Origin of the sequence: Moorena sp. SIO3A2 (assembly GCF_010672265.1) — a bacterium.
GTDB classification, from domain to species: Bacteria; Cyanobacteriota; Cyanobacteriia; order Cyanobacteriales; family Coleofasciculaceae; genus Moorena; species Moorena producens.
This window is the reverse complement of record NZ_JAAHHC010000011.1, coordinates 90,960-102,443: the sequence shown is the minus strand read 5'-3', so window position 1 is coordinate 102,443 and position 11,484 is coordinate 90,960. Positions and strand designations below refer to the sequence as shown.

At 44.5% G+C, this 11,484-nt stretch carries 12 protein-coding genes and 1 pseudogene; 8 read left to right on the top strand and 5 right to left on the bottom strand.

The features are described from left to right. Positions 1–117: 117 nt before the first annotated feature. The gene (gene dnaN, locus F6K64_RS14330) at positions 118–1,299 is read right to left on the bottom strand and encodes a DNA polymerase III subunit beta (RefSeq protein WP_287265657.1); all 1,182 of its coding nucleotides are present in this window, start codon (positions 1,297–1,299) and stop codon (positions 118–120) included. Between dnaN and F6K64_RS14325 the strand changes: the two genes are divergently transcribed. Then, a complete protein-coding gene (locus F6K64_RS14325) occupies positions 1,298–1,495 on the top strand; it encodes a hypothetical protein (RefSeq protein WP_287251292.1) in 198 nt (65 codons plus the stop codon). The genes dnaN and F6K64_RS14325 overlap by 2 nt on opposite strands. Here F6K64_RS14325 and F6K64_RS14320 read toward each other — a convergent pair. Together F6K64_RS14320 and dnaA are read right to left on the bottom strand one after the other, a co-directional pair. Continuing rightward, entirely contained in the window at positions 1,488–1,706 is a 219-nt protein-coding gene (locus F6K64_RS14320; RefSeq protein ID WP_287251293.1) for a hypothetical protein, read from the bottom strand. The genes F6K64_RS14325 and F6K64_RS14320 overlap by 8 nt on opposite strands. A gap of 250 nt (positions 1,707–1,956) precedes the next feature. Further along, positions 1,957–3,339 (bottom strand): chromosomal replication initiator protein DnaA, encoded by a 1,383-nt coding sequence (gene dnaA / locus F6K64_RS14315; RefSeq protein WP_287265806.1) that lies wholly within the window; start codon positions 3,337–3,339, stop codon positions 1,957–1,959. A gap of 189 nt (positions 3,340–3,528) precedes the next feature. Between dnaA and def the strand changes: the two genes are divergently transcribed. After that, positions 3,529–4,065 (top strand): peptide deformylase, encoded by a 537-nt coding sequence (gene def, locus F6K64_RS14310; RefSeq protein WP_287265656.1) that lies wholly within the window; start codon positions 3,529–3,531, stop codon positions 4,063–4,065. A 364-nt stretch (positions 4,066–4,429) separates the two neighbouring features. Further along, entirely contained in the window at positions 4,430–4,780 is a 351-nt protein-coding gene (locus tag F6K64_RS14305) for a helix-turn-helix domain-containing protein (RefSeq protein ID WP_287265655.1), read from the top strand. Between the two features lie 427 nt (positions 4,781–5,207). Here the strand turns inward: F6K64_RS14305 and argS are convergent, their stop codons facing one another. Continuing rightward, a complete protein-coding gene (argS, locus tag F6K64_RS14300; protein ID WP_287265654.1) occupies positions 5,208–6,965 on the bottom strand; it encodes an arginine--tRNA ligase in 1,758 nt (585 codons plus the stop codon). Positions 6,966–7,590: 625 nt separating this feature from the next. Continuing rightward, entirely contained in the window at positions 7,591–7,809 is a 219-nt protein-coding gene (locus tag F6K64_RS14295; protein ID WP_287265652.1) for a hypothetical protein, read from the bottom strand. Positions 7,810–8,491: 682 nt separating this feature from the next. Between F6K64_RS14295 and F6K64_RS14290 the strand changes: the two are divergent. The 5 genes and pseudogenes from F6K64_RS14290 to F6K64_RS14270 form a co-directional block, all read left to right on the top strand. After that, a pseudogene (locus tag F6K64_RS14290) lies at positions 8,492–8,686 on the top strand (transposase); the annotation flags it as partial. Between the two features lie 172 nt (positions 8,687–8,858). Beyond that, complete coding sequence (locus F6K64_RS14285) at positions 8,859–9,044, top strand: hypothetical protein (protein ID WP_044495103.1); 186 nt, start codon at positions 8,859–8,861, stop codon at positions 9,042–9,044. 100 nt (positions 9,045–9,144) lie between these two features. Then, positions 9,145–9,696 (top strand): NUDIX hydrolase, encoded by a 552-nt coding sequence (locus F6K64_RS14280; RefSeq protein WP_008189336.1) that lies wholly within the window; start codon positions 9,145–9,147, stop codon positions 9,694–9,696. Continuing rightward, on the top strand, positions 9,689–11,113 hold the full coding sequence (locus F6K64_RS14275; RefSeq protein WP_008189337.1) for an FAD-binding domain-containing protein: 1,425 nt from the start codon (positions 9,689–9,691) through the stop codon (positions 11,111–11,113). Before F6K64_RS14280 ends, F6K64_RS14275 begins: the two co-directional genes overlap by 8 nt. A 25-nt stretch (positions 11,114–11,138) precedes the next feature. Then, positions 11,139–11,459: a hypothetical protein gene (locus F6K64_RS14270; protein WP_287254189.1), complete on the top strand. Its 321-nt coding sequence runs from the start codon at positions 11,139–11,141 to the stop codon at positions 11,457–11,459. Positions 11,460–11,484 lie beyond the last annotated feature (25 nt).

Sequence of the window (11,484 nt, the reverse complement as noted above, 5' to 3'; positions counted from 1 at the left end):
GGTAAGCTATCAGCTATCAGCGTGTCGCGTATCAGCTATCAGTTATCAGCTAAAGGCTGAGGGCTGAGGGCTGAGGGCTGAGGGCTGAGGGCTGACCACTGACCGCTGAATCCTTACCTATTTTCTAATCTGCACTGGCATAATCAAATAGGTCATCTTCAATCCCCCTAGAGGCATAAAAATCACAGGACTATTAGCTTCATTCATCTGCATTTTAATCTCAGAGGTAGAAAGGGCTTTTAAGCCATCAATTAAGTACTTAACATTAAAAGCAATTTCCAAACTATCACCCGATATTTCTACTTCCATTGACTCCCGACCACTACCCAAATCTTTTGCCTCTACCGAGAGGTGAAGCCGCTGGTTAACACTATCGATATTAAACTTGACAATATTATTTTTCTGATCAGCCAACACTGCAATCCGTTCTACTGCACTCAGTAATTGACGGCGATCGAGAATGAGCTGACGCTCAAAGTGTTTGGGAAGCAGCTGATGATAGGAAGGGTACTGTCCTTCCAAAGTTCGGCTTGTTAAACGCTGTTCTCCCCCTTGACAAACAATCTGACCAGGTTCAAACTGAATCGCAATAATATCTTGAGCTTCAGCCTTAGATACTATCCGCTCCAACTCCCTTAACGCTCTAGCTGGTAAAGTAAATTCTAGGGGGAAATCATGATCATCCAATTCTTGGGTAGCTTCAGTCGTTGCACTTTCCTCTATTGTGCGATTAGTTTCCACAACTGCTAGTCGGTGACCATCGGTAGCAGCAAATTCCAATTTGTCCGACTGTACAGTAAGGTGAACCCCCGTCAACACTTGCTTAGTTTCATCAGAACTGGTGGCAAATAAAGAACCCTGCAATCCAGCCTTTAAGACTTCTACAGGAATATGAACCGCAACGGATGTGTTAACTTCCGGCAGTTCGGGGAATTCCTCAGAACTCATGCCTCGAACCTGATAACGTCCGGTAGCCGAGGTTAAGGTCACAATCAGGCTATCACTGTCTGTTCCTGTCCCATCATCCTCTAGAGTAATTTCCCCTGAAGGTAGACGGGAGACAATATCATTGAGCAGTTTGGCTGGCAGCGTAATTTCCCCTCCTGTCTCAACGTCAGCATTAAAGCTAGTCTGGATACCCACGCTCAGGTCGAAAGCAGTTAGTAGCACCCGCTGATTTTTTTGGTCTGCTTCTAACAAAACATTACCCAGCACAGGATGAGTAGGGCGAGAAGGGACTACCCGACTCACTAGTGAAAGGTTTGTATTGAGGTCACTTTGACTGCAAACCAGTTTCATGATTGGTTTTCTAATGGGGCTTGCTTTAGCAAAAAACTATAGTACTCGATTACTAATCTTTCTACAAAACCACCTCAAAAACCTAAGTATTCAGTGGTCAGTAGTCAGCGGTCAGTGGTCAGTGGTCAGCGGTCAGTGGTCAGCGGTCAGTGGTCAGCGGTCAGCGGTCAGCGGTCAGCGGTCAGCCTTTAGCTGATAGCTGATAGCTGATAACTGATACCTGATAGCTGATAGCTAATGACTGATAGCTGATAACTGATAGCTGATAACTGATAGCTGATAACTGATAGCTGATAACTGATAACTGATAGCTGATAGCTGATAGCTGATAACTGATAGCTGAATACTAATTGGGCTAGTAATCCATTTGTGGAAAAAGTTGTGGAAAAATTCGGTGATTTTTCCACAGAGCATTTATACTCAGAAGCCAGATATTCCAGCAGTAGACTCGATCATAACATCAAGCTCAAGGGGTTAATTAATAAACTTTAATTAATAAACTTTAGTTAATATAGTGTTTTCTAGGCTAATCAGGTACAGAGTATTTTTTCCCTGTTCCCTATTCCCTATTCCCTATTCCCTATTCCCTATTCCCTATTCCCTAAAAGCCAGGACAAAATTACCTCAAACGTCGCTGATAATTGCTATAAACACGCTTTATTTTTGGTTTTGACTCCTGGCTGTCAGATTTATGCGATCGCTTAACTGAGAAAGTTTCTGAGCTAACTCATCATCTTTTTCCCGCAGCTGAGTTATTTTATCGCAGCTGTACATGACTGTCGTGTGGTCTTTGCCCCCAAATTCTTCCCCAATTCGGGGTAGGCTCAATTCTGTATGCTGCCTCATCAGATACATTCCAATTTGCCTAGCCCAACTAATTTCTCGCCTCCGAGAGCTACTTTTTAAGTCTTCCACTGAAAGATTAAAAGTATCAGATATAGTACTTAAAATCACTTCAGGAGAAGCTTGAATCTTCTTGGTCGGTGGGTTCAAAATCGGTGCAATATTTTCCACATTCATCGCTAACCCCGCAATCGATATATAAGTCACAGCTCTAGTTAAAGCTCCCTCTAATTCTCTAATGTTAGAGGTGTAGCTAGCAGCAATGTACTCAACCACGTCGTGGGGTAGACGTATATTTTCGTCCTCTGCCTTTTTTTGCAAAATAGCCATCCTAGTTTCCAAATCCGGTGGCTGAATATCAGCGATTAGCCCCATAGAAAAGCGGGAACAAAGGCGTTCTTCCAAGCTATTAATCTGATGAGGAGGACGGTCTGATGCCAAGACAATTTGTTTGCCAGCTTCGTGCAAAGTATTGAAGGTGTGGAAAAACTCTTCCTGAGTATATTCCTTACCTTCAATAAACTGAATATCGTCTACCAAAAGTACCTCAGCTGTCCGATAATGTTCTCGGAAACTCTGGAGACTATCCTCGCGAATAGCAGAAATTAAATCATTAGTGAACTGCTCAGTAGAAACATAAAAAATTTTAGAGTCTGGGTTATTCTCCAAGCGGTAATGACCAATTGCCTGCATTAAGTGAGTTTTGCCTAAACCAACACCACCACAAAGAAACAGAGGGTTAAACTCCCGTCCTGGATACTCCCCTACCGCCAAAGATGCAGCATGAGCCATGCGATTATTAGGACCAACCACAAAGCGAGAGAAAACATGCTTAGGATTTAACTTAGACCGTCTTGGCTGGTTTTTAAAGGTATTTTGGGAATGATTAGTGGCTACGGTAAATGACCAGGAAAAGTCAACATCACCAGTCATTGAGTTATTGTCTCCTATAGCTGTTGTGAAGTGAATTTCCACTGGTTGACCTAAAATATCTTCCACGACATCAGCAATTGTTTTAACGTAATACTTCTGCAACCAATTTCTGGAAAAGGGATTGGGAGTGCGAATCACCAAGCAGTTATTGTCAAGCTCTTGAGCGCTAGTTGTTTCGAGCCAAGTTTCAAAGGTGGGCTGACTCAGTTGTAGTTTGAGACGTTCTAATACCTGAATCCATAGTTGTTCTGGGGAAATTTTCACCGTTTTTCTTCTATCGTAGTCAATGGTTTCTAAGCTAGATGTCATGAGCAACAGCCCAGACCAAAAGAATAAAAATTCCTTTCCCTATATCCAACCCCCCAAAACGGTTTACCGATTTTCAGCATATAAAGGTACTGTTTGAGCATTTGATCGAATAAGCTTGACGGATATAGACGTTTGGTTTTTACTATGGCGAGTGAAACACTACAAATTGCTCAGTTAGGCAACCCGATTTTACGGCAGCACACTAAGCGAGTAGATAATTTGCTAGATGAACGCCTTCAACAACTGATTGATCACCTGATAGCAACTGCTACAGCGGCCAATGGGGTTGGCATTGCAGCACCCCAAGTATCTCAATCCTATCGTTTGTTTATCGTAGCGTCTCGTCCGAATTTAAGGTATCCCCACGCACCGTTGATGGAACCAACGGCTATGATTAATCCTGCCATTATTAGTCACGACACTGACATGGTTAAGGACTGGGAGGGGTGTCTGAGTATTCCCGGAATTCGAGGGTTAGTACCCAGGTATACTAGAATTGAGGTGGAGTATACTAATCGGTATGGTCAGTGTCAGCGGCAACAATTAACAGACTTTGTAGCCAGGATATTTCAGCATGAATATGACCATCTTGAGGGAATTGTATTTTTAGACCGAGTGGAGAGTACCGAAGAGATGATGAGTGAGGAAGAATATCAGAAGCAGATTATCCATAACTTATAGCAGTTGTCAAATCCTTTACTCACTAATTTTCAAATCGCTACAATCTATTGATACTGGACAGTGCGAAGTTCTGTGGTCGGTTGAGTGGTTGAATTACCCCTAAGAAAAGAACACCCCGATCGCGCCTAGGGACGAGAATGTTCCAAACGGGCTGAATCAGCAAAACTCAGCCCGTTAGATTATGGCTCTATATCGTCGAGTCGAGCAAATCTTAGTTGAACTGCACCCTATGTTTGCATGTTTTGCCACCTTCGAGTGGTTTGTGTTGCTGCTATGGGGAGTGCTCTTATACACGCTGTTCATTGTTAAAAAGAGCCAGAGAACATTACTCACAACATTACACTCACGACTAGAGGTAGTAATTATGGTCAAAGAAATTGAAGTACAAGCTAGTAGTGGTAATGTGTTTGCCGATTTAGGTTTAGAAAACTCTGACGAATTAATCGTTAAAGCAGAACTGGCTCGTAAGATTAGTAGTATTATTGCCAAGCAGGGTATGACACAAGCTGCGGCGGCAAAGGTTTTAGGAGTAGATCAGCCTAAAGTGTCCGCACTTATCAATGGTAAGTTGGCGGGTTTTTCAATTGTGCGGCTGTTTCGCTTCTTAAACGCTTTGGGTCAAGATGTGGAAATTGTGTTGACACTCCCCGTCATGGAAGAACGGGGATTCTTAGTTCTTCGACATGCCTTAAAATTAGCTATCCGTCAAAGGTAATATTTAAGCCGAATATCCGTTGAAAAAAACCAAATACCTAGCTTAATTTAACTAACCCCAGTGGGCTTGTCTCCCTAAGCGTTGATTTTGCTCAGTTTCCGTGTGCCCCACGGTACTTTTTAGTTTTTAAAGTTTGCTTTACTGGTTTTCGGTATCTGTTAGGATCCATACGTTTTTAATGAGGTTTTTCGCGCCTCACGTGCTAACATCGCTTTACGTCGTGGGGTTTATGACAGTACCGACGAATCCTGTCTGTGCTAGGCCACTCTTTGATTATAACAGATTACTTGAAAGCCGCCGAACGAAGGACGGGGCTTGAAACCCCTTTTTTTGGTCAAAACCAAACCATTATCTCACCCTGTGGCTCGAAGACTAGTGTCGTGAACTAGCTGATGCTGAAGTAGAGTTATTCAGATAGTTCACTGTACTACATCCGCTCCAGTACCTGAATTCCGAGTAAATACAATCCCAGTTTCAGAGTTCTAGCAGTCAAATCACATAGCAGCAGACGGGATGTGCGTTTGGGTTCTTCGGCTTTCAGTACAGGGCATTGGTCATAGAATTGATTAAACTTCTGGCTCAATTCAAACAAATACTGACAAAGGCGATTCGGCATCAATTCTTTCTCAACTTCACCAAGAACCTCATTCAGTTGCAATAACTTCTTCCCTAGCACCAATTCTGGGTTTTCTTGCAACAAAATTTTGGCATCGGTTCCCAGTTGCTCAAAATCAATCTCCCCTTTGCGGCTAATTCCCTGAATGCGGACATAGGCATAAAGCATATATGGTGCCGTATTGCCCTGGAGTGCCAACATCTTATCAAAGCTGAATATATAGTTGCTGGTACGATTTTGACTAAGGTCAGCATACTTAACTGCACTCATGCCTACAACTTTGGCAACATGCTCTTTAAATTCCTCAGTTTCCTCCCGACCTTCTTGCTTCAGTCTCGATTCTAAATCAGCACCAGATCTTGCGATCGCTTCATCCAACAAATCCCGCAACCGCACTGTTTCCCCAGACCGCGTTTTCAGCTTTTTGCCATCTTCCCCCAGAACCAAACCAAAAGGAACATGAACGACTTCAACATTTTCTGGAAGAATACCAGTCCGCCGAGCCACCTGAAATACCTGCGCAAAATGATTTGCTTGTCCGGAATCAGTAACATATATAATCCTTTGAGCCTGGTCTTGCTCAGTCCGGTAGCGCAGTGCAGCTAAGTCAGTGGTGGCATAGTTATAGCCCCCATCAGATTTTTGCACAATCAACGGCAGAGGCTCACCATCTTTATTTGTAAACCCCTCAAGGAAAACACATTTCGCTCCCGAGTCTTCCACTAACAAGCCAGACTTGTCTAAATAGTCCACCACCTCTGGCAGCAAGGTATTGTAAAACGATTCCCCCCTTTCGGTGAGCTGAATATCCAGCAAATCGTAGATAATCTGAAACTCCCGCCGAGATTGGTCACACAGTAGTTGCCAAGCACGGCGGCTATCGGCTGCACCAGATTGGAGTTTAACAACTTCGAGTCTAGATGCTTCCCGAAATTCCTCATCTGCATCAAACCGTTGTTTAGCTTGCCGATAAAGGGTAACTAAATCTCCCAAATCCAGGGCATCAGCTGTAGTCAAAGCACTTGGGTAAGCTTCCCTAAGATAAGTGATCAACATCCCAAATTGGGTTCCCCAATCTCCCACATGATTCAAGCGCAGTACATTTTGACCCCGAAATTCTAAGATCCGGGCAATCGAATCCCCAATAATCGTTGAACGTAGATGTCCCACATGCATCTCTTTAGCAATATTGGGAGAAGAAAAATCAACAATGACCTGTCGAGGGGCTGGAGCGACTGCTACTCCTAGACGTGGGTCAGTGTGAATCTCCCTTAGCCGTTCTTCCAAGTAAGCAGGTTTTAAGCTCAAATTAATGAAGCCTGGACCAGCAATAGTCGGGCTCTGACATATCTCAGCCACATCTATATACTGCAACAAAGATTCTGCGATCGCTCTTGGCGGCTGTTTCAAACGTTTGCTCAAAGCCAAGGCCACATTAGACTGATAGTCACCAAATTTGGGATTGCTGGCAGGTACCATCATTGGATCTACCCCTGCCACGTCAGAACCGAAGGCAGCAGTTAAGGCTTGAGTGAATTGAAGTCTAAGTTGTTCAACAATGGATTTCATGGTGCCAGTGCAAAGGGCTCTTCACTAATCTTGCCTCTGAATGGTAACAGCCACTACTTACGGATTAATCCTGGAAATAACCGGACAATTACTTTGACACTCCCCGTCCTAAAGGCGTGGGGATTCCTAGATCAACGAGCCGCCTTAAACCGTCGTGTTCTAATCTTTGACGCCGCCAAAAACTAGACAGTACTTAAACCAAGAACCCGTCAAGACCAAGTTCCTAGTCAATTCACGACAGACCCAGAGGGCGATTCTCCTTAAGCGTTTAGTTACTTAATAGGAAGTGCCTTAAAAAGTCCGTTTCCCTTCCTTTTCACTTGGTTCCGGTGTGCCCCACCGTACCGTTTCTTTTAAAGTGTGATTTTTCTGGGTTCACACACCAACGGTTAATTGATGATTGGGTTTTTGAAGAGGATTTTCCCTGCCCTCTAGGCATTATTATTTTAAGGTCAATAAGTTACGGGTCTCTCTCCCGGCTCAGCCTCGGTTTTTCAACCTGTACCTACTTTAGTATACATTGCTTAAGGGCTATGATTCCGGAATCTTTCAGAGATTTCTTTTACGGCGGCTGAAGCCGCTATAAACTTTCATCCCGGAGATGAAACCTTAGAAGAGTGGAGCCTTATTTGACGAGTTTTAACCAAAGGTGCGCTTTCCGTTCGCCGTAGGCGAAGCTTCGCGAACGGCGAATTAAATGCGCCACGGGTCGCACCTCTTTTATGCATAGCCTGCCGACTATAAAGGCGACCCTCTGAATGCGGTAACTTTTGACCCGCTCACTTTGTGGCGGGGCTTTCAGTTGTTTGATTCCTAGTAAATCCAGGTGAATTGCCCGTTTCACTGGGAAGCATCGGAGCAATTATACCAACCTGCACTTAAACGACCAACCGACACGCCCCTGTTAATGTATGTATCTAAATATACAATAATTACTTAATAATTCTCCCGACTCCTGACTGCCCACTGCCCACTGCCCACTGCCCACTGCCGACCTAAATCTAAAAAACCTACCACTGTGACCTCAGAGCTTACCCCTCTTCCCTTGGTCAGACCTCGGAAACGGATTCAAAAAAAAATTTTTTAATTCTAAAACCCTTGTCATGCCTAGGTTTCAAGAATTTATTCCCAACAAAGTTTCGGGTTTAGGTTGACAAACCCTTTTTTACCCTGTAAATTAGTAAATGGCGATGAGGAAAGCCAAGCGCACCGCACCGCCCCGAACCAAGAAAAATCTATAGTTTGAGAGCCAATATACGGTCGCTACTCGTCAAGAAATTTTCAATTTAGTCTGACCTAATTATAGGACAGATTAGCTAAAACTAAAACCTAAAATTCCGAACTGGTTCGAAGTTAACTGTTTAAGTTGACTAAGGGTCAGGGAAAGAAAAAAACTGAGTACCATGGAGAGTTTGATCCTGGCTCAGGATGAACGCTGGCGGTATGCTTAACACATGCAAGTCGAACGCCCCTTCGGGGGAGTGGCGGACGGGTGAGTAACGCGTGAGAATCTGCCTTCGGGNTATCTTCCCGAGTATAGTCCTGATTATAACTTAATTGAATTGGTTTGGCATTCAGCAAAAGAATATATTGCCAATCGAGTTTTCAAATCAATTGAAGAATTAGAATGTTTGTTAAATCATCTTTTAAATGAAGGAGGGTTAATTATAAAATGGGTACGAAAAATAAAAAACAAAGGCAATGCTGTTATCACAGTTTAAATGCGCAACAGCTTAGTAACAGTTAGTTCTAAACAGCTGGTAACATTAGTTACTGAATTCCTAAACACAGATGGGACGACAGCTTAAAAAACTGGAGTTTAAAAAACTGGCATCCGGGAAGCAGTCACCCTTACTCTAGGTCTGGTAACCATTAGCCTAAAGCTGAAAGCCCATGGGGGAAAGAGCCTTGGTGCTTCCCTGGCACAAATTGCCCGGATTGGGTAGAATCAGTGACGGGATTTGCGATCGCAGGTCAGCTATCAGCTATCAGCGTGTCGCGTATCAGCGAACAGCGATTAGCGCTACGCGCACGCTACACCGAACAGCTATCAGCTATCAGCCTTTGGCTGACCGCTGACCGCTGACCCTTATCAGCTATCAGCCTTTGGCTGACCGCTGACCGCTGACCGCTGACCGCTGACCGCTGAATGCTTAATCCTTAATCTTTCATACTTCTTATGCTACCTGGTCAAGAACCCCCTCAACTCCTGAAAAAACACCTATTTTTCCAAGGAAGACGATTTAGTTTCGAGGTGAATAATCTACGTCTTCCTAATCAATCAGAAGGGCAATGGGAATGTATCCGTCACCCTGGTGGTTCCTTGGCGGTACCGGTAACACCCGATGGTAAACTGGTACTAGTACGGCAATATCGCTTTGCTGTTAGTGGGCGTCTTTTGGAATTCCCTGCTGGTACGGTAGAATCCCATGAAAACCCAGCTGAAACTATTAAACGGGAAATAGAAGAAGAAACTGGCTATCGCGCTCATCGCTGGAAATCTTTGGGGAAATTTCCCCTTGCTCCTGGCTATTCCGATGAGTACATTTATGCGTTTCTGGCGGAGGATTTGGAGAAATTGGAAGCCCCTCCTAAGCAAGATGATGATGAGGATATAGAGGTGGTTTTAATGACACCAAAAGAGTTAGAACAAGCTATCTTGGAGGGTGAGCCAGTGGATGCTAAATCTATTTCCAGCTTTTTTATGGCTCGCCCGTTCTTGAATGACTAACCTGATTCTATTCTGGCATCGCCGTGATTTACGGATTTCTGACAATGTGGGACTAGCTGCTGCTTTTGAGCTAAGTCCCAAGCTTGTCGGTGTTTTCTGTCTTGACCCTACTATTCTAGAGCGGGATGATATTGCCCCAGCAAGAGTAACTTATATGATTGGCTGCTTAGAACAATTGCAGCAGGGTTACAGGCAAGCTGGTAGTCAACTATTAATCCTACATCAAGACCCTAGGCAAGGAATTCCTAATTTAGCTGCTGCTCTGGAGGCTAAGGCTGTTTGTTGGAATTGGGATGTGGAACCTTATTCTAAGGAACGGGATCAAGATGTAGCAGCAGGGTTGAAGGAAAAGGGTATTGCTGTCTATAACTATTGGGATCAGTTATTACACGCACCAGGAGAAATTTTCACTAAGTCTGGCAATCCCTATAGTGTCTACACTCCTTTCTGGAAAAATTGGCAAGGTCAATCTAAGGCAGAACCTGTGGCAACTTTGACTAGGGTTGAATCCTTGACGGAAATAGAACAAGACAATGCCCTAGCAGCAGGGGTGACTGATTTACCTAGTGCTATAGATTTGGGGTATGTCTGGGAGAATGAACTGTTAGTGCCACCAGGGGAAAAGGTAGCCCAAGAGATACTGGAGGAATTTTGCGATCGCACTATTGGGGATTATCACGAACAACGTAATTTCCCAGGGGTGGATGGTACCTCGAAACTTAGTGCTGCTCTCAAGTTTGGTGTGATTGGGATTCGCAGGGTTTGGCAGGCCGCTCAGAATGCTTATAATTTGAGTCGCAGTGATGAAGCTCGCCAAAGTATCCAAACTTGGCAACAGGAACTGGCTTGGCGGGAGTTTTACCAACATGCTATGTATTTCTTCCCAGAATTAGCACAAGGACCTTATCGCCAGAAATTCCAAGATTTTCCCTGGGATAATAATCCAGAATTCTTTCAAGCTTGGTGTGAGGGCAAGACTGGCTACCCGATCGTTGATGCTGCGATGAGGCAGTTAAATCAAACCGGATGGATGCATAACCGCTGTCGGATGATTGTTGCTAGTTTTCTGACTAAGGATTTGATTATTAATTGGCAGTGGGGGGAAAAGTATTTTATGCAGCGGTTATCGGATGGAGACCTTAGTGCTAATAATGGTGGTTGGCAATGGAGTGCCTCTAGTGGGATGGATCCTAAACCATTGCGAATTTTTAACCCAGCTAGTCAGGCTAAAAAGTTTGACCCGGACGGTGAGTATATTCGGGAATGGTTACCGGAGTTGAGTTCTGTGGATACGGAGTATGTGGTGAGTGGGAAGATTCCTGAAAGCGGACGCGAAATGTGTGGGTATCCAGCACCAATTGTCGATCATAATCAGCAGCAGCGTCGGTTTAAGGAATTATATAAGGAATTGCAGTGATGCCAAGGCGTTGCTTAATAATGGAATGATTTTAAGAGTAGGTGCGCGCCTCCTAGGCCGGGGAACCCGGCCTTGGGTCGCACCTGTGGAATGGGCATCAGGCGTGGAACTGGCATCTTGTGTAGAACTGGCATCTTGCCAGTTTCCTCCTTATTTTCGAGCGGGCAGGATGCCCACTCTACTCCTATTGATTCCAAGATTCAGCAATGCCAATGCCAAAGGTGGTGCGTTACGGGGCGGATGCTGTTGGCGAAATATTTCGCGAACTTACCTTGAAGCCCGATCAGCCCTCACCCCCAGCCCCTCTCCCAACCTTGGGAGAGGGGAGCAGATTACGGCAGAATAAGGGTTTCACGAATTCGCCAGCAGCG